Origin of the sequence: Alloalcanivorax gelatiniphagus, from assembly GCF_005938655.1 — a bacterium.
In the GTDB taxonomy this organism is placed as follows: Bacteria; Pseudomonadota; Gammaproteobacteria; order Pseudomonadales; family Alcanivoracaceae; genus Alloalcanivorax; species Alloalcanivorax gelatiniphagus.
In genome coordinates, this window is sequence record NZ_VCQT01000019.1 from 73063 (window position 1) to 91403 (window position 18341).

Genomic DNA, 18341 nt, shown 5'->3' on the forward strand with positions numbered 1-18341 from the left:
GGCTAGACGCGCCGGTCGTCGTCGCCGGGGCGCGGCGATTCGTCGGTGTGACCCGCCGGGGTCTCGTCCACCGGTGGCTCCGCCACCTTGGCGGCGGACTCGTCGGCGGCGGCCTTGCGGCGCCGGCGCATGCGTCGGATCGGCCACATGATCACGAACAGCAACGCCACGCCGATGGCGGCGACGATGCCCCACAGGGCGGTGAGCAGGCTGAGCCCGGCGCCGGGGCCCACGTAGGCACAGGCCAGGCCTGGCAGCAGCAGGGCGGGCAGGGCCAGGGCGGCGGCCCGGGTTGCCCGGGAAGTATGAATACTCATGGTGGTCTCCTAACGTTGCTCTGAAGAGGGTTGTTTCCGAGACGGTGCTTGCGGTTCTGCTTGCACTTTCAGTTGCGAGCGGAATGCCGGGTCCAGGTCCTCCGGGGCCACCCGTTGGGCGGCGGACACCACCGGGATGTACTGGTCCCGGTCGCCGGCGCGCACCGGATTGACGAACTCCCAGACGATCTCGCCGTCGGCCACTTCCAGCAGGCGGCCGCCGTCGGATTCGGTGATCAGCCAGTTGCCGTTGGGCAGTTCTTCCACGGCGCCGCGCAGGCCGCTGTCGAAGGGATGCGCGGCGTCGCCGGTATAGCGCGCCACGATGCGCTGATCCTCCGGGTCCACTTCGAGCACGCGGGTGCGGTTGCCGGGCTCGAAGTTGCCCAGGTTGTCGAACAGGGTGAAATGGCCGGCCCGGTTGATGCGCGGATAGTGCTGCCCCAGCCAGGGGCCCTTGACGGCCCAGTTCATGGTGCCGCTGTGCGGGTCCACCAGGGCCACCGCGCCGGGATGGCGGAACGACAGCAGCACCTGGCCGGCATGGCCCTTGGCCGGCGCGAAACGCTGGCTCATGGCCGGCGTCAGGTACTGCACGCTGTTGGTGTGCAGCGGGTCGGCGGTGGCGAAGCTGGGCACCGCGTAGAACAGATCCGCGTAGGGCGACTCGACGAACGAGCGGGCCAGTGACACCTTGCTGAGTTCCTTGCCGGTGTCGCCGTCGAGCACCACCAGGAAGTCGTCCAGCCAGGGGTACTCCAGCCGGGCAAAGTCCGGCAGCGGCCGGTCGGTGAATTCATGGGTCAGGGTCACCACGTTGCCGTCCGGGGTAATGTCCAGGTCGTGGTGAGTGCTGGCGTGGTAGCGCCAGATCACCTTGGAGTTGGCGTCCAGCTTCACTAGGCCATAGCCCCAGGGGGTGTCGTTGTTGGCGATGTACATCGCCAGCAGGTCGCCGTTGGGCAGCAGTCGCGCCTTGCGCCAATAGATGCGGTCGTCCGGGCGCGGCGGGCGGCCCACCGGGCTTTGTTGCCACACCTGGCTGTAGGGCAATGCCCAGCGGTGCACTTCCCGGCCGTCCATATCAATCAGGCTGGCATGGCTGCCGTCGCCGGAGGTGTACAGGGTCAGGCCCGCCTGGGCCCGCCGCCGGTCGTGCACGGTAACGCCCCGATCGTCCCGGCGGGCGTCCCGCCACAGATCGGACTGCGTGTACAGATCGCTGAGCGAGTGTTGCTGCAGCAGCGCACCGGCGGCCTTGTGGGCATCGTTGAAAAGCGGGTAGGGGAAGGTCCGGGTCAGCACCACGAAGGCGCCGGCCACGAACGCGATAAAAACAATCGCGAGGAAAAAAACCGTGAAGCCGATTCGATCCGAATTTTTCATGCCGTCATCCTGAAAGCACTGGCAAGGTCGCCTGCTTAATAAACACCCGGCATGGCAGATGGTTTGTCAGTCTTTGTAAAAGCTGGGGAATAGGGCGGGGTTTTGTGAACCGGGCCTCATTGAGGCCCGGTTGGTGGCTTAGAGTGGCTCCAGATTGTCGTACATGGACAGCGCCGCGGTATCGTCACGGTTGGCCAGAAAGCCGGGCCGCGCATCGGTGCCGCCGTAGGGTTTCTCCAGGCCGTTGTCCACGCTGTTATAGACAAAGAACAGATTGGCCCTTGGCCAGGGCGACAGGTTTTTGTTGGACGCGTGCAGGGTATTGCACTCGAACAACAGCAGTGAACCCGGCGGGCCCTTGGGCGCCTGAATGCCGCCCTGGTTGACCATGGTGCGCAGGTTTTCCTGGCTGGGCACGCCGACCCGCTGGCTCTTCAGGGAGTCCTTCCAATTGTCTTCCGGCGTCTTGCCGTGGCAGGGCACGAAGTAGTGGTGCGAGCCGGGAATCAGCATCAGCGGCCCGTTGAACTCGTTGTTGTCGGTGAGCATGATCGAAGCGCTCACCGCGCGCATGCGCGGCATGCCGTCCTCGGAGTGCCAGGTTTCAAAGTCCGAGTGCCACTGAAAACCGCTGCCCTGGAAACCGAACTTATCGTTGATGCGGGACTGGTGAATGTAGACATCACCGCCGAGCAACTGCCGGACCATGCCGAGAATGCGCGGGTCCCGGGTCAGGGCGTCGAAGCGCTTGGAGATACGATGCATGTCGAACACGGAACGAAGGTCGCCGGAGTCCGGGTCGGTGATCACCTGGTCGGATTTCACCAGCTCGGTGTCCTTGGCCATTTCGTTGAGTTCATCGAAAAACGGACGCATCCGTTCCTGGGAAAAGAAGCCTTCGAACCACAGAAAACCATCGCGCTCGTAACGGGACAGGGATTCCTCGCCCAGGGGGCCGTTCCAACGGTCCTGGTTGCGGGCGTGAATCACCGGGTCCAGCCGGGGGAAGGGTTTGCGGTCCTGCTCCATGCGAGTGGGAAAGAGATCTTCGCTGCTCATAAGCTGCTCCTCTCCGCGAGATTCCATTTTCGAGTTGAGGGACTGCCACGGCGTGATCGGCGAGGACCGCCAGGTCGCGGCGGGCATCACGGGGGATTGTGCATACCGGGGCGTGGCGGGTCAGCCTTGTTCAATAGTTCTTTACAGGGGGAGGTAAAAGGTGGGTTAAAAGTTGAAAGTTGAAAGTTGAAAGGGGAGCAGACCGGGAAGCAACGACTCGTACTTAAGCGCGGGCACGACCTTCCCAAGCGTCAGCCTGTTTCCGCGTTTCAATTATGGCCGAGCTTATCTTGCCTGTCGGGCGTTGAAGATGGTCTGCTATAAGAAAGGCATTCCTCCCCAGACCATCGAAAGGAACTGACGATGAGCATCGACTCCCAAGCGGGACGCTTGCCGGACGAGCACAGCCTCGCCAATATTCCGCGCCTGGTGTCGCGCTACTACAGCGAGAGGCCGGACCCCAGCGACCCGGGCCAGCAGGTGGCTTTCGGCACATCGGGCCATCGCGGCTCCTCGTTGAAGACCAGCTTCAACGAATGGCACATCCTGGCCACGACCCAGGCGATCTGCGAGTACCGTGAAGCGCAGGGTGTCGACGGCCCGCTGTTCATCGGCATGGATACCCACGCGCTCTCCGAGCCGGCATTCTGCTCGGCGCTGGAAGTACTGGCGGCCAACGGTGTCGATACGCGCATCGATGCCGGCTGCGAAGAAACCGGTGGCGAGGTGGGGTACACGCCGACACCGGCGATCTCCAACGCCATTCTGGTCTACAACCAGGGACGCAGCGGCGGGCTGGCCGACGGCATCGTCATCACGCCTTCGCACAATCCGCCGGGCGATGGCGGGTTCAAGTACAACCCGACCAACGGCGGGCCGGCGGATACCAACGTCACCAAGTGGATCCAGGAGCGAGCCAACGACCTGCTCGCCGGCGGCCTCGAGGGCGTTCGCCGCATCGGTTATGCCGAAGCCCTCAAGGCGTCGACCACCCAGCGTTTCGACTATATCGAGAGCTATATCAGCGGCCTCGACAAGGTCATCGACATGGCGGCGATTCGCGACTCCGGGCTCAGGTTCGGCGTCGACCCCCTCGGCGGTGCCGGGGTGCACTACTGGCCACGGATCGCCGCGAAGTACGACCTGCCGCTGGAAGTGATCTCGACCACCGTCGATCCGACCTTCCGCTTCATGCGCGTCGACTGGGACGGCAAGATCCGCATGGACTGCTCGTCGCCCTACGCCATGGCCGGACTGATCGAGAACAAGGACCGCTTCGACGTGTCCTTCGCCTGCGATACCGACCACGACCGCCACGGCATCGTCGCCCGCTCCACCGGGCTGCTGAACCCCAACCACTATCTCGCCGTGGCCATCGAGTACCTGTTCACCCATCGCCCGCTGTGGAGCGACACGGCCGCCATCGGCAAGACCCTGGTGTCGTCATCGATGATCGATTACGTCGCGCAAGGGCTGGGTCGGGAGGTGGTCGAGGTGCCGGTGGGCTTCAAGTGGTTCGTTGACGGCCTGATCGACGGCAGTCTCGGCTTCGGCGGCGAGGAGTCCGCTGGCGCCTCGTTCCTGACCCTGGACGGCAAGCCCTGGTCCACCGACAAGGACGGTATCATCCTGGGCCTGCTGGCCGCCGAGATCACGGCGGTCACCGGTCAGGACCCGGGCGAGCGTTATCTGGCGCTGACCGAGCGTTACGGCGCGCCGGTCTATGAACGCATTGATGCGCCGGCCAACCGCGAGCAGAAGGCCAAGCTGGGCAAGCTGTCGCCGGACCAGGTCAGCGCCGATACGCTGGCCGGCCATCGGATCACTCGCAAGCTCACCGAGGCGCCGGGCAATGGCGCTGCCATCGGCGGGCTCAAGGTGGTCACCGAGGCGGGCTGGTTCGCGGCGCGCCCGTCCGGCACCGAGGACGTCTACAAGATCTACGCCGAAAGCTTCGAAGGCCAGGCCCATCTGGAACGTATCCAGCAAGAGGCCAAGGCGCTGGTCGACGCCGTCCTGGCGAGCTGACAGCAGCAGCCTTCCGCTTCAGTCGCGATTGAACTGGCACCACCGGCAATCGCGACTGAAGTCGCTCCTACGGAGAGCCCGGCGTAACGTTATCGCCAGCCACAAAAAAGCCCGGCACAAGGCCGGGCTTTTTTGTGGTCGGAGGGAGAGTCCCTTAGCTGGCTTGCGCCACCGGGATCTTCACCTTGTCCGCCACTTCCTGGTACTCATCCATGCGGTCGAAGTTCATGTAGCGATAGATCTCGCCGGCCATGGAGTCGATGGTTTCGGCGTACTGCATGTACTCCTCGGTGGTCGGCAGTTTGCCGAGCACCGCCGCCACCGCCGCCAGTTCCGCGCTGGCCAGGTACACATCGGCGCCCTGGCCCAGACGGTTGGGGAAGTTCCGGGTGGAGGTGGACACCGCGGTGGACTTGGGCGCGATCCGTGCCTGGTTACCCATGCACAGGGAGCAGCCCGGCATCTCGGTGCGCGCGCCGGCGCGGCCGTAGATGTTGTAGTAGCCCTCTTCGGTGAGCTGGTGCTGGTCCATCTTGGTGGGCGGGGCGATCCACAGGCGCGTGGTCAGGCCGTCCACTTTTTCCAGCAGCTTGCCGGCGGCGCGGAAGTGACCGATGTTGGTCATGCAGGAACCGATGAACACTTCGTCGATCTTGGCGCCGGCCACGTCGGACAGGGTCTTGGCATCGTCCGGGTCGTTCGGGCAGCACAGTACCGGCTCCTTGATCTGATCCATGTCGATCTCGATCACGGTGTGGTACTCCGCGTCGGCGTCGGCACGCATCAGGCTGGGGTTGGCCAGCCACTCTTCCATGCCCTGGATACGACGCTCCAGGGTACGGGCGTCGCCGTAACCGTTGGCGATCATCCACTTGAGCAGGGTGATGTTGGACTTCAGGTACTCCGCCACGCTGTCCTCGGACAGGGTGATGGTGCAGCCGGCGGCGGAACGCTCGGCGGAGGCGTCGGACAGCTCGAACGCCTGCTCGGCGGTCAGATCTTCCAGGCCTTCGATTTCCAGGATGCGACCGGAGAACACGTTCTTCTTGCCGGCCTTGGCCACGGTCAGATGGCCTTCCTTGATCGCCTGCAGCGGAATCGCGTGGACCAGATCACGCAGGGTGATGCCGGGCTGGCGTTTGCCCTTGAAGCGCACCAGCACGGATTCCGGCATGTCCAGCGGCATTACGCCGGTGGCGGCGGCGAAGGCCACCAGACCGGAGCCCGCCGGGAAGGAAATGCCCATCGGGAAACGGGTGTGGGAGTCACCGCCGGTGCCCACGGTGTCGGGCAGCAGCATGCGGTTCAGCCAGGAGTGGATGATGCCGTCACCCGGGCGCAGGGACACGCCGCCCCGGTTCATGATGAAGTCCGGCAGGGTGTGCTGGGTTTCCACGTCCACCGGCTTCGGATAAGCGGCGGTGTGGCAGAAGGACTGCATCACCAGGTCGGCCTGGAAGCCCAGGCAGGCCAGGTCTTTCAGCTCGTCCCGGGTCATCGGGCCGGTGGTGTCCTGGGAGCCCACGGTGGTCATCTTCGGCTCGCAGTACATGCCCGGACGCACGCCTTCCATGCCACAGGCTTTACCGACCATTTTCTGGGCCAGGGTGAAGCCGGCGTTGGAGTCGCCCGGTTGTTCCGGCTTGCGGAACAGGGTGGATTCTTCCAGACCCAGGGCAGCGCGGGCCTTGGTGGTCAGGCCACGGCCGATGATCAGGTTGATGCGGCCGCCGGCGCGCACTTCGTCCAGCAGTACCTGGGAGCGCAGCTCGAATTCGGCGATCACTTCACCGTCTTTTTCCACCCGGCCTTCGAACGGGTAGATGTCGATCACGTCACCGGTGTTCATCTTCTCCACGTCGCACTCGAACGGCAGGGCGCCGGAGTCTTCCATGGTGTTGAAGAAGATCGGCGCGATCTTGCCGCCGATGCAGACGCCGCCGGCGCGCTTGTTGGGCACGTAGGGGATGTCGTCGCCAAAGTGCCAGAGCACCGAGTTGGTGGCGGACTTACGGCTGGAGCCGGTGCCGACCACGTCGCCCACGTAGGCCACCGGGTGGCCCTTGGCTTTCAGCTCGTCCATCTGCTTGAGCGGGCCGATTTCGCCGTCTTTCTCCGGGAAGATGCCTTCGCGGGCATTCTTCAGCATGGCGTTGCCGTGCAGCGGGATGTCCGGGCGGCTCCAGGCGTCCTGGGCCGGGGACAGGTCGTCGGTGTTGGTTTCGCCGGACACCTTGAACACGGTGACGGTGAACTTCTCGGACAGGTCCTTGCGGTTGGTGAACCATTCGCCCTCGGCCCAGGATTCGATCACTTCCTTGGCCTTGGCGTTGCCGGCTTTCATTTTGTCTTCCACGTCGTGGAAGGCATCGAATACCAGCAGGGTGTGTTTCAGTTCCTTGGCGGCCACGGCGGCCAGTTCTTCGTCGTCGAGCAGCTCGATCAGCGGGGCCACGTTGTAGCCGCCCTGCATGGTGCCCAGCAGTTCGGTGGCGCGCTTGCGGTCGATCAGGGGGGAGCTGGCTTCGCCTTTGACGATGGCGGACAGGAAGGCGGCCTTGACGTAGGCGGCCTGGTCAACGCCCGGCGGAACGCGATTGACGAACAGGTCCTGGATGAACTCCTCTTCACCGGCGGGCGGGTTCTTCAACAGCTCCACCAGGGCGGCGGTTTGCTGTTCGTCCAGCGGTTTCGGGGGCACGCCCTCGGCGGCGCGTTCCTCGACATGTTTGCGATAGGCTTCTAGCACAGCGAATCCCTCGTTTCGTCTGACCGATTTCTTTTGGAAATCAGTTGGTTGGGGTGAGACTGGGGGTTGGAATTGCGCGCGGAGTATAGCCGAAACCCCATCAACTGTTAAACGGAACCGGGCTCCTGGCCATTCATGGCGTGAATACTCGCAATCACTGGCCTTTGTGGGTGGGCGGCGGATCGCGGCTGAAGCCGCTCCTACAGGGGCGGCGGGGTGAGGGGGTCGCGGCTGAAGCCGCTCCTACGGGGGGGGCACGGGGTGGCGTGTGCGGATTGGGCGGGGTGATCGCGGCTGAAGCCGCTCCTACAGGGGTGCGGTACGGGGTGGTGTGGTGCGGATTGGGTGGGGGGATCGCGGCTGAAGCCGCTCCTACGGGGGTGAGGTACGGGGTGGGGTGGTGCGGCGTGATCGCGGTTGAAGGCGCTCCTGCGGTGATGCGGGGGCTTGGGTGTAGGAGCGGCTTCAGCCGCGATCCAGCGTATCAATAGGGCAGGGTGCCGCCGGGCGGTTGCCGGCGGAAGCGCTTATAGCTCCACAGATACTGGGCGGGCTCCTCGCGGATCAGGGCTTCGATGGAGCGGTTCATGGTGGTCAGCGCGTAATCCAGGTCGTCATCGTGCACGCCCGGGTCCGCCGGCCGCACCCGGATCTCGAAGCCCTGCCGGCCGGGCAGGCGCCTGGCCCAGGCCAGGAATACCCGGGCGTTGGTCTGTTTGATCAGCTTGCAGCTCAGGGTGCCGGTAAAGGCCGGCTGCCCGAAGAACGGCGCGAACCGGCCGCTGCGCCGGTCCGCCACCTGGTCCGGCAGGATCGCGGTGAGCGCCCCCTGGCGCATGGCCCGCACCAGGCCGGCCACGCCCCGGGCGGTGGCCGGGTACATGGTGGTGCCGAAATGCTCGCGGCCTTCCTTGATCAGCTGGTCCACCTCCGGCAGGCCAGAGGGGGCGAACATGGCGTGCAGGCCGAACTCCCGGGCCAGCCAGAAGTTGAGCACCTCCCAGCAACCCAGGTGCGGCGCCAGGATCAGCACCGGTTCCCGGTTGGCCACCGCCTGGCGCAGGGGGCCGTCGCCGTCCTCGGACACCACCCGTGCCAGGCCGTCCCCCGGGTGGCGCCAGAAGCGGGCGATCTCGAAGGTGTTCTTGATGCTTTCCACCAGGGAGGCCCGGGCCAGGGCTTCCCGCTGCGGCTGTTCCGGCAGGCACAGCCGCAGGTTGATGCGGGTGACGCGCCGCGCCTCGGTGGGCAGCACGGCCAGCAGCCGGCCCAGGCCGGTGGCCAGGGCCCGGTTCAGGGCAAAAGGCAGCAGACCCAGCAAGCGCAGCGCGCCGGCGGCGGCGCGGCCCTTGAAGGTCTGGATGGCGGGGTGAGTTCGTCGTCCCATGGGGCGCGATTATATCGTTGCGGCCCCCGAACACCAGGGGCAGCGCCCGCTGTCCGGGCTGGTTTTGCGCCGGCGGGCTTGTAGAATGGCGCCGTCCTGCTTGAGGTGGCCATGACCGACATAACCCCGCTCCGTGAATTCCTGCCCTGTCCGACGCCGGAGGCCTGGATCGGTTGGGCGCTGGCGCACCCGGACATTCTGCTGATCGACCATGCCCACTGCGAAAAGAAGGCGGCGTCCACGGCGCTGAACCTGATGTTCCGCTATGTGGACCGGCCGGAGCTGCTGGACAATCTCAGCCAGCTGGCCCGGGAGGAGCTGCTGCACTTCGAGCAGGTGGTGGGCATGATGCGCGAACGGGGTGTCACCTACGATCACCTGTCGCCGTCCCGCTACGCCCAGGGCCTGCGCCGCCATGCGCGCACTTCCGAGCCCGGCCGGCTGGTGGATACCCTGATTATCGGCGCCCTGATCGAGGCCCGCTCCTGCGAACGCTTCGCCGCCCTGGCGCCCCATGTGGATGACGAGCTGGGGCGCTATTACCGCTATTTATTGAAGAGTGAATCGCGTCACTTCGAGGATTATCTGCGCCTGGCGCGGCTGTACGCGGACGGCCCCATCGAGGAGCGGGTGGCGTTCTTCAAGGAGCAGGAGAGGGCGCTGATCGAGGAGCCGGACCAGGCGTTCCGGTTTCATTCCGGTGTGCCGGCGGTCGGGTGAGGGGGCCGTTGGGGTTTATCGCGACTGAAGCGGAATGCCGCCCAGTCGCTCCTACATTGTTCTTCCACCTATGTAGGAGCGACTTCAGTCGCGATAAAACCGCCTAAGAAGCCCCGCCAATCTCCCAGCTCTCCAGGCGCAGACCATCACCGTCGGCGACAATCCACCAGCCCAACTGACCCCAGTCGCCCAGCACCCAGCGCTTGCCGCTGGCGCCGTCGCCCAGGTCCACGTCGTGCACCGCCGGGCGGTGGGTGTGGCCGTGGATCAGATCACGGACGCCGGCCTCATTCATCACCCGCACCACCTCGGACCGGGTCACGTCCATGATGTTCTCGGCCTTATTGGCGTTGTTGCTCTGGCTCTGCATGCGCATGCCCTGGGCCAGGGCGCGCCGTTCGTCCAGGGGCTTGGCCAGCATCATTTGCTGCCATTGCGGGTTGCGGGCCATGGCACGGAATTGCTGGTAGGCCTGATCCTCGGTGCACAGGCTATCGCCGTGCATCAGCAGGGCGCGGGTGCCGTGCAGGTCCACCACCGTGCCTTCGTCGAGCAGGGTGCCGCCGCAGTCGTCGGCGAAACGCTGGCCGAGCAGGAAGTCCCGGTTGCCGTGCATGAAGAACAGTTCGGAGCCGGCGTCGGAGAACGCCCGGAAGGCGGCGATGGCCTGGCGGTTGAAGTCGCTGTCGTCATCGTCGCCGATCCAGGCCTCGAACAGATCGCCGAGCACATAAAGGCGCGCGGCGCGGCCCGCCTGGTCGGCCAGCAGGCGTTCCAGCTCCGCCAGGTGCCCGGGACGCACCGGGTCCAGATGCAGGTCGGAAATCAGCAGGCTGTAGCTCATTGCTGGTCGTTATTGTCGTCGTTGGCGGCGTCCAGGCGGCGGGCTTTTTCGATCACCACCGGCGTGCGCGGCACATCCGCGACCCGGGGGCCGCCGGCCAGCTTGCCGCTGCCGGTGGGCACCGTGGCGATGCGTTCCACCGTGTCCATGCCTTCCACCACCTTGCCAAACACCGCATAGCCCCAGCCCCGGGGCGTTTTGCCGCTGTGGTCCAGGCTGCGGTTGCTGACCAGGTTGATAAAGAACTGGGCGGTGGCGGAATGGGGGTCGCCGGTGCGCGCCATGGCGATGGTGCCACGCTCGTTGCGCAGGCCGCTGTCCGCTTCATTCTTGATCGGCGCGCGGGTGTCCTTCTGACGCAGGTCGGCGTCGAAGCCGCCGCCCTGGATCATGAAGCCGTTGATCACCCGGTGAAACACGGTGCCGTCGTAGAAGCCGTCGTCCACGTAGCGAAGGAAGTTGGCCACCGTTTCCGGCGCCGCCTTCGGGTACAGCTCCAGCACGATATTGCCCTGGCTGGTGGTCAGCTCCACCCGCGGGTTGGCGGCCAGCGCCAGTGCCGGCACCAGCAGCACGGCGGCAAGCACAACCCGGCCCGCTATACGGCTCACTACACGGCTCACTGCCCGACTGGCTGACCGGTTCATTCTTCGATGACCTCGGCGGACTCGATGATCACGTCCTCGCGGGGCACGTCCTGGTGGAAGCCCTTGTTGCCGGTGGCCACGCCCTTGATGCGGGTGACCGTCTCCATGCCCTCGACCACCTTGCCGAACACCGCGTAGCCCCAGCCGTCCGGGGAACGGGCCTTGTCCAGGAAGTGGTTGTCGGCCACGTTGATAAAGAACTGGGCGGTGGCGGAGTGCGGATCGCTGGTGCGCGCCATGGCGATGGTGCCGGCCTCGTTGGAGAGCCCGTTGGCGGCTTCGTTCTCGATCGCCTCGCGGGTGGGCTTCTGTTCCATATCCGGGGTGAAACCGCCGCCCTGGATCATGAAGTTGCTGATGACACGGTGGAACACGGTGCCGTCATAGTGCCCGTCCTTGACGTACTGGACGAAGTTATCCGTGGTCTTGGGAGCGCTCTCGGCGTCCAGTTCCAGCAGGATCTTTCCGTAGGTGGTGGTCAACAGCACTTTCATGGGGTCTCCGGATCCGGGGAGTCTTTGACTGTGGGGGGGCGCACTGTACACTAGCGCACCCCGGATTTCAGCCGCAGGCGGCTCAATGAGTGAAGCAAAAGCGCCCAGTAATTTTATCAGACAGATCATCGATCGTGACCTGTCGGAAGGAAAAAACGATGGCCGTGTGGTCACCCGGTTCCCGCCGGAGCCCAACGGTTATTTGCATATTGGGCACGCCAAGTCCATCTGCCTGAATTTCGGCATCGCCGAAAGCTACGGCGGTGCCTGCCATCTTCGCTTCGACGACACCAACCCGGAGAAGGAAGAAGACCAGTACATTCGCTCGATCCAGCGTGACGTGGAATGGCTGGGTTTCGAATGGACCGGGCCGGTGCGCTTCGCCAGCGGCTATTTCGACCAGCTGCACGACTACGCCCTGCAGCTGATCGACAAGGGGCTGGCCTATGTGGACACCCAGTCTCCGGAAAAAATCGCCGAGATGCGCGGTAATTTCACCACCCCCGGCCAGGACAGCCCGCACCGGGACCGGTCCGTGGAAGAGAACCGGGCGCTGTTCGCGGCCATGCGCGCCGGCGAGTTCGACGAGGGCGCGGCGGTGCTGCGGGCGCGTATCGACATGCTCAGCCCGAACCTGAACCTGCGCGACCCGATCCTGTACCGGATACGAAAAAAAGCGCACCACCAGACCGGCGACAAGTGGGTCATCTACCCGATGTATGACTTCACCCACCCGCTGTCCGACGCCATCGAGGGCATCACCCACAGCCTTTGTACCCTGGAGTTCGAGGATCATCGGCCGCTGTACGACTGGCTGATCGAGAATGTGGAGGTGCCGGCCCAGCCCCGCCAGTACGAATTCTCACGGCTCAACCTGAACTTCACCGTGACCAGCAAGCGCCGCCTCAAGCTGCTGGTGGACGAAGGCCACGTGGACGGCTGGGACGACCCGCGCATGCCCACCCTCAGCGGCCTGCGCCGGCGCGGTTACACGCCGGCGGCGATTCGCAACTTCTGCGAAGCCCTGGGGGTCAGCCGGGCGGACTCGGTGATCGACATGAGCCTGCTGGAAGAAGCGGTGCGTGACGATCTCAACCAGCACGCCCCGCGGGCCTTCTGCGTGCTCAACCCGCTCAAGCTGGTGATCGAGAACTGGCCGGAGGGCCATGAGGAAACCCTGGTGGCGCCGGTACACCCGCAGAACGAGGCCATGGGCAACCGCGAGATGCCGCTGACCCGGGAGGTCTACATCGACCGGGAGGACTTCCGCGAGGAAGCCAACAAGAAGTACAAGCGGCTGGTGCTGGGTGACCGGGTGCGGCTGCGCTACGGCTATGTGGTGCGCGCCGAATCCGTGGTCCGTGACGACGCCGGCGAGATCGTCGAGATCCGCTGCAGCTACGACCCGGACACCCTGGGCAAGAACCCGGAGAACGACGAAGGGCAGGGCAAACTGCGCGGCGTCATTCACTGGGTCAGCGCCGACCGGGGCGTGCCCTGCGAGGTGCGCCTCTACGACCGGCTGTTCCAGGTGGCCAATCCGTCGAAAGTGGCGGAAGGGGAGTCCTTCCTCGACCACCTCAATCCGGAATCCCTGCGGGTATTGAGTGGCTGCATGGTGGAGCCCGGCGCGGCCGGCGCCGTGGCCGAGACCCGCTTCCAGTTCGAGCGCGAGGGCTACTTCAGCGTGGACCGGGACAGCAGCGCCGATAAACCGGTGTTCAACCGCACCGTGGGTCTGCGGGAATCTTGGCCCCGGGAAGCCTGATCCCGGCCTTCCTGCGCCAGGCCGGGGCGCGGGAGTGGCAGTTCAGCCTGCGCACCTTCGCCGCCGGCATGCTGGCGCTTTATATCGCCCTGGCGCTGGGCCTGGACCAGCCCAAATGGTCGCTGATGACGGTCTATATCGTCGCCCAGCCCCTGGGCGGCATGGCCGTGGCCAAGGGCATCTACCGGCTGCTCGGCACCCTGGGCGGCGCCCTGGTGGCCACCTTGCTGGTGGGCGCGCTCAACGGCCAGCCGACCCTGTTCTTTATTGCCCTGGTGGTATGGCTGGGGCTGTGCACCTTCGCCGCCAGTCTGCTGCGCAACTTCCGCGCCTACGCCTTCGTGCTGGCCGGCTACAGCGCCCTGATCATCGGCGTGCCGGCGGTGCTGGCGCCGGATCAGACCTTCTCCCTGGCGGTGGCCCGGGTCACCGAAATCAGCCTGGGTATCTTCTGCGTCAGCCTGCTCAGCGTGCTGGTGTGGCCGCGCTCCGCCGGTGGCGCCTACCTGCAGAGCAGCCGCAGCCAGCTGATCGCCCTGATCCGGCTGGTGTCGGACACCGCCGGGGGGCGGCTGGATCGGGATCAGCTGCGCGCCCGCCGCCAGACCCTGATCACCGACGGCATGGCGCTGGAAAACCTGCGCGAACACGCCCTGTTCGATTCCCCGAAGCTGCGCAACCGCGCCGGCCTGTGCCGCCGCCTGGGCCATGAAATGCTGGCGATGATCTCCTCGGTGGGGCCGCTGCACGTCTATGTGCTCCGCGACGCGGAGCGCCACCACCACCCGGCGGTGGCGGCCCTGTTGGCGGACATCGCCGCCCTGGACCCGGAAGCGCCGCCGGAGGCCCTGCGTGACACCCTGCACGGCCTGTACGTGCGCGCCCGGACCCTGGCGCGGGAACTGCGCGGTGGCCAGCGGGACGACAACGACGAGCGCTTCTACGCCCTGCAACTGGCCCTGGAGCACAGCGCCGAGCTGTGCGACCGGCTGCGCTCCAGCGTGGCGCTGTTCGCCATGCTCACCGACCGGGCGCCGCTGGTGCAGTGGCGGGGCGGCACCTCGCGGCCCCATCTGGACCCGTCCCAGGCCTGGCGCAACGGCGTGCGCGCGGCCCTGGCGCTGAGCGGTGCCCTGGCGTTCTGGTATTGGAGCGCCTCGCCCCAGGGCGCCGGCGTGGCGATCCAGGTGGGGGTGATCTGCGCGCTGTTCGCCACCCGCGACAACCCGCTGGCGGCGGTGCGCGGCTTTATCAAGGGCGCCGCCCTGGCGGCGCTGCTGGCAACGCTGTACCGGCTGGTGCTGCTGCCCGGCAGTGATGGCTTCGCGGAACTGGTGGTCTGGCTGGCGCCGGTCTATGTATTGGCCGGTCTGGCCATGGCGCGGCCGGCCACGGCGGGCATCGGTATTCCGGTGACGATCTTCTTCCCGCTGTTGCTGGACCTGTCGCCGACCCAGAATTTCGACGCGCTGCCGCTGTTCAACAACATGCTGTCCCTGGGCATGGGCATGATTCTGGCGGTGCTGGCGTTCATGCTGGTGTGGCCCGGCGACACCCCGGCCCGGGCCCGCCAGCGGCTGTGCCGGGATCTGTGCCGCACCCTGGGGCGCTGGCCGATCCGCCGCCGCTGGCCGCGCCACCGACTGGAACGGCAACTGTACGACCGCATCAGCCTGCTGCTGCCCAATCTGGACCCGTCGAATAAAGAGGACGGCGAGCTGCTGCGCGGCGCCCTGGCGGCGGTGACTCTGGGTCTCGGCCTGCTGTATCTGAATATGATGTGCCGGCGCGGGCTGCCCGGCGACGAGAAGCTGGCCATCACCCGGCTGATCCGCGATACCCAGCGGGTGCTGCGTGACGGTGACGAAGACCGCTGGCTGGCGCTCACCGCCCAGGCGGACACGGTGCTGCGCCGCTGCCAGCGCGCCTATGGCCCGGAGCTGGAGCCCGGCGAACGGCGCCGGCTGGTGCGTTCGGTTGTGCGCTTGCGCCTGCAGATCAGTATTATCCGGCGATACGCGGGCTTTTTCCTGGCCGGCTCGGCGGACCGGCCCTGGCGCGGCTTGAGGAATCTGGATGTTGTATGAGATCGATTGGGGTGGCGTGCTGCTGCCGCCGCTGTTGCCGGTGCTGTTGGTGGCGCTGCTGCTGTTCTGGCCGGTGAACCGGCTGCTCGGGCGGCTGGACGGCTACCGCTGGTTCTGGCATCCGGCCCTGGCCGGTCTGTGTGTGTTTCTGGTGCTGTGCGCCTTGGCGCTGGCGCTGTTTATGTGGGCAAGTGCCTTAATGTGGGAAGTGTCTTAAATGTCGGAAGCCCCCCTGTCTGAACGCCGTCCGGGCCGCTGGCGGCCGCTGCTGCTCACCGGCGGGCTGGTACTGGTCGCCGCCATCGCCGTCTGGTTTCTGTGGTTTCAATACGTGCACCAGCTGTGGACCCGGGATGCCCGGGTACGAGCGGCGGTGATACAGGTGGCGCCGGACGTGTCCGGGCGCATCACCAAGATGGCGGTGACCGACAACAGCCGGGTGGAGGAGGGCGAGGCCCTGTTCAGCGTGGACCCGGAGCGCTACCGGCTGGCGGTGACGCGGGCCGAGGCGGAGCGGGCCCACCGCCGCCAGGAACTGGCCCTGCGCGACGACGAAGCGTCCCGGCGCAAGCGTCTGGGGCGGGCGGTGTCCTCGGAGGAGCGGGAATCCGCCACCCGTCTGGCGGAAGTGGCCCGCGCCGACCTGCACGCCGCCGAAGCGGCCCTCAAGGAAGCGCAGCTGGACCTGCAACGGGCCAATGTCCCGGCGCCGGTGGGCGGTTTCGTGACCCATCTGCTGGCCCAGGCCGGGGACTATGCCCGGGCCGGCGAACCGGTGCTGGCCCTGGTGGACGGCCAATCGTTCTGGATCGAGGCCTACTTCCGGGAAACCCAGGTGCACCGCCTGAGTACCGGCGACCGGGCCCGGGTGCGGCTGCTCGGCAGCGACCGCATCCTCGACGGCAAGGTGGCCGGCATCGCCCGCGGCATCGCCAACCCCAACGCCGCCTCCGGCACCGACCAGGGCCTGCCCCCGGTATCGCCCACCTTCGAATGGGTACGCCTGGCCCAACGCATTCCGGTACGCATCGAACTGGATCGGGTGCCGGAGGACCTGACGTTGGTGGCCGGTATGACGGCTAGCGTTTCCATCGGGGAATAGGGCGGCAAGCCGCGCCGGCTTCAAGTCGCAAGCTGCAAGCCGCAAGCTGGCGCGGTGGGGCGGAGTTGCCGTGCCAAGAATCGGCCAGTTGAAAGTTAAAAGTTAAAAGTTAAAAGTTAAAACGCGGGTTGGGGCCTGTAGGGCGGCGAGGCCGTGGCCGCGTTCAGGGCGGCCGAAGGCCGCTGCAGCCCCTCTCCGCCACGACCTTTGAACTTTCAACTTTGAACTTTTAACTGATCGCTACCGGCACGGCGGCTCAGCCCCACCGCGCGGGCTTGTAGCTTGCAGCCTGCAGCTGCCCCTAAGCGAACGCCTTCTCGCCGGCCTCCAGCGTCTGAACGATCAACGTATTGATGGTCATGGGGCCGACGCCGCCGGGCACCGGAGTGTAAGCGGCGACGCGGTCGGTGAGGGGGCCCAGTTCGATGTCGCCGCATTTTTCCGGGTGGAAGCCGGCGTCCACCACCACGGCGCCGTCCTTGATCCAGTCCGCCTTGATGAATTCCGGGCGGCCCACGGCGCCGACCACGATGTCCGCCTGGCGCACCAGCGCCGGCAGGTCCCGGGTGCGGCTGTGGCAGATGGTGACGGTGGCGTTGGCGCCCAGCAGCATCATCGCCATGGGCTTGCCGAGAATGGCGCTGCGGCCCACCACCACCGCGTGCTTGCCTTCCAGCGGCACCTCATAGTGCTCCAGCAGGCGCATGATGCCCTTGGGGGTGGCGCAGCCGTAGGCTTCCTCGCCCATGGCCATGCGGCCGAAACCCAGGCAGGTGACGCCGTCCACGTCCTTGCCGGGGCTGATGGCGTCGAAGCACAGGCGCTCGTCGATCTGTTCCGGCACCGGGTGCTGCAGCAGGATGCCGTGCACGTCCGGGTTGTTGTTGAGCTCATCGATCCGCGCCAGCAGCTGGTCGGTGGTGGTGTCCGCCGGCAGTTCCACGGCCATGGAATCCATGCCCACCCGGCGGCAGGCGTTGCCCTTCATCTTCACATAGGTGGCGGAGGCCGGGTCGGCTCCCACCAGAATGGTGGCGAGAATGGGGGTGCGGCCCCCGGCCTTGGCTTTCAGGGCCTCCACGCGGCCTCGCATTTCTTCCTCGAAATGCTGGGCCAACGCCTTGCCATCCAGAATCTGCGCGCTCATCGGTTCTCTCTGTCTGTGGGGTGGAAGGAAGGGAGCGCGGATTCTCGCATGGGCGCCCGGTTCGGGCAAAGCGGTGGCCGGCTGGCGAATATTCCAGCGAACGGTCGTGATCGGCTCGGGGTGTCGTTGACGGTCCCGGAGGGCGCGGGTATTATGCCGCCTCGCTCGACCTGCCCGGCGGGGTGTAGCGCAGTCTGGTAGCGCGCCTGCTTTGGGAGCAGGATGTCGGGGGTTCGAATCCCTCCACCCCGACCATTAGCGGGCTGATGGTGGGTTCGGTTAAAGCGCCTGTAGCTCAATTGGATAGAGCAACGGCCTTCTAAGCCGTAGGTTGCAGGTTCGAGCCCTGCCAGGCGTGCCATCGAGCGCCTCGAAGGCCTGGCAGAGCGACGATTTCGTTGGTGGCTGTAGCTCAGTTGGTAGAGCCCCGGATTGTGACTCCGGTGGTCGTGGGTTCAAATCCCATCAGCCACCCCAACATGAAGGCCCCCGGGTGACGCCCGGGGGCCTTTTTTATGGTTCAACGCTTTATGGTTCATCTCGGCGGCGCCATTGACTATAATTGCCGCCCTTCAAAGTACGTGGTCCCGGGCCGCCCAAGTCGGT

Annotated in this window: 15 protein-coding genes and 3 tRNA genes; 9 read left to right on the top strand and 9 right to left on the bottom strand. The window is 66.0% G+C overall.

Annotated features, from left to right (window positions below; translation table 11 throughout):
• Positions 1-2: 2 nt before the first annotated feature.
• The 3 genes from FGS76_RS04125 to thpD form a co-directional block, all read right to left on the bottom strand.
• Complete coding sequence (locus FGS76_RS04125; RefSeq protein WP_205717172.1) at positions 3-317, bottom strand: hypothetical protein; 315 nt, start codon at positions 315-317, stop codon at positions 3-5.
• 9 nt (positions 318-326) lie between these two features.
• Complete coding sequence (locus FGS76_RS04130) at positions 327-1703, bottom strand: arylsulfotransferase family protein (RefSeq protein WP_138771365.1); 1377 nt, start codon at positions 1701-1703, stop codon at positions 327-329.
• Positions 1704-1841: 138 nt separating this feature from the next.
• Complete coding sequence (thpD, locus tag FGS76_RS04135; RefSeq protein WP_138771366.1) at positions 1842-2762, bottom strand: ectoine hydroxylase; 921 nt, start codon at positions 2760-2762, stop codon at positions 1842-1844.
• A 363-nt stretch (positions 2763-3125) separates the two neighbouring features.
• Here thpD and pgm point away from each other — a divergent pair, with 363 nt between their 5' ends.
• Positions 3126-4790 carry a phosphoglucomutase (alpha-D-glucose-1,6-bisphosphate-dependent) gene (gene pgm / locus FGS76_RS04140; RefSeq protein WP_138771367.1) on the top strand — a complete coding sequence of 555 codons (1665 nt, stop codon included), beginning with the start codon at positions 3126-3128 and terminating at the stop codon, positions 4788-4790.
• 154 nt (positions 4791-4944) lie between these two features.
• Here the strand turns inward: pgm and acnB are convergent, their stop codons facing one another.
• The gene (gene acnB, locus FGS76_RS04145; protein WP_138771368.1) at positions 4945-7539 is read right to left on the bottom strand and encodes a bifunctional aconitate hydratase 2/2-methylisocitrate dehydratase; all 2595 of its coding nucleotides are present in this window, start codon (positions 7537-7539) and stop codon (positions 4945-4947) included.
• Between the two features lie 484 nt (positions 7540-8023).
• A complete protein-coding gene (locus FGS76_RS04150) occupies positions 8024-8926 on the bottom strand; it encodes a lysophospholipid acyltransferase family protein (protein WP_138771369.1) in 903 nt (300 codons plus the stop codon).
• Between the two features lie 111 nt (positions 8927-9037).
• On the opposite strand from FGS76_RS04150, the gene FGS76_RS04155 reads away from it, so the two are divergent.
• Positions 9038-9646: a MiaE family protein gene (locus tag FGS76_RS04155; RefSeq protein WP_138771370.1), complete on the top strand. Its 609-nt coding sequence runs from the start codon at positions 9038-9040 to the stop codon at positions 9644-9646.
• 103 nt (positions 9647-9749) lie between these two features.
• Here the strand turns inward: FGS76_RS04155 and FGS76_RS04160 are convergent, their stop codons facing one another.
• The 3 genes from FGS76_RS04160 to FGS76_RS04170 are packed head-to-tail and all read right to left on the bottom strand — an operon-like array spanning position 9750 to position 11631.
• Positions 9750-10490 (bottom strand): UDP-2,3-diacylglucosamine diphosphatase, encoded by a 741-nt coding sequence (locus FGS76_RS04160; protein WP_138771371.1) that lies wholly within the window; start codon positions 10488-10490, stop codon positions 9750-9752.
• Positions 10487-11092, bottom strand: a complete 606-nt coding sequence (locus tag FGS76_RS04165) for a peptidylprolyl isomerase (RefSeq protein ID WP_138771453.1) — start codon at positions 11090-11092, stop codon at positions 10487-10489. The genes FGS76_RS04160 and FGS76_RS04165 overlap by 4 nt, the downstream gene beginning before the upstream one ends.
• Positions 11093-11133: 41 nt before the next feature.
• Positions 11134-11631: a peptidylprolyl isomerase gene (locus tag FGS76_RS04170; RefSeq protein WP_138771372.1), complete on the bottom strand. Its 498-nt coding sequence runs from the start codon at positions 11629-11631 to the stop codon at positions 11134-11136.
• Between the two features lie 85 nt (positions 11632-11716).
• Here FGS76_RS04170 and FGS76_RS04175 point away from each other — a divergent pair, with 85 nt between their 5' ends.
• From FGS76_RS04175 to FGS76_RS04190, 4 genes are read left to right on the top strand one after another with little or no spacing between them, the layout of a single operon-like run.
• Positions 11717-13399, top strand: coding sequence for a glutamine--tRNA ligase/YqeY domain fusion protein (locus FGS76_RS04175; RefSeq protein ID WP_138771373.1), 1683 nt, complete (start codon positions 11717-11719; stop codon positions 13397-13399).
• The gene (locus FGS76_RS04180; RefSeq protein ID WP_138771374.1) at positions 13381-15486 is read left to right on the top strand and encodes an FUSC family protein; all 2106 of its coding nucleotides are present in this window, start codon (positions 13381-13383) and stop codon (positions 15484-15486) included. The genes FGS76_RS04175 and FGS76_RS04180 overlap by 19 nt, the downstream gene beginning before the upstream one ends.
• Positions 15476-15703 (top strand): DUF1656 domain-containing protein, encoded by a 228-nt coding sequence (locus tag FGS76_RS04185; protein WP_138771375.1) that lies wholly within the window; start codon positions 15476-15478, stop codon positions 15701-15703. The genes FGS76_RS04180 and FGS76_RS04185 overlap by 11 nt, the downstream gene beginning before the upstream one ends.
• The gene (locus FGS76_RS04190) at positions 15704-16588 is read left to right on the top strand and encodes an efflux RND transporter periplasmic adaptor subunit (protein WP_138771376.1); all 885 of its coding nucleotides are present in this window, start codon (positions 15704-15706) and stop codon (positions 16586-16588) included. It begins immediately after the preceding gene.
• 301 nt (positions 16589-16889) lie between these two features.
• Here FGS76_RS04190 and folD read toward each other — a convergent pair whose 3' ends face one another.
• Positions 16890-17735, bottom strand: coding sequence for a bifunctional methylenetetrahydrofolate dehydrogenase/methenyltetrahydrofolate cyclohydrolase FolD (gene folD, locus FGS76_RS04195; RefSeq protein WP_138771377.1), 846 nt, complete (start codon positions 17733-17735; stop codon positions 16890-16892).
• A 178-nt stretch (positions 17736-17913) separates the two neighbouring features.
• Between folD and FGS76_RS04200 the strand changes: the two genes are divergently transcribed.
• The 3 genes from FGS76_RS04200 (at position 17914) to FGS76_RS04210 (ending at position 18212) form a co-directional block, all read left to right on the top strand.
• Positions 17914-17990 (top strand) — tRNA-Pro (locus FGS76_RS04200).
• Positions 17991-18019: 29 nt separating this feature from the next.
• Positions 18020-18096: transfer RNA gene (locus tag FGS76_RS04205), tRNA-Arg, on the top strand.
• 40 nt (positions 18097-18136) lie between these two features.
• Positions 18137-18212: transfer RNA gene (locus FGS76_RS04210), tRNA-His, on the top strand.
• Positions 18213-18341: the final 129 nt, after the last annotated feature.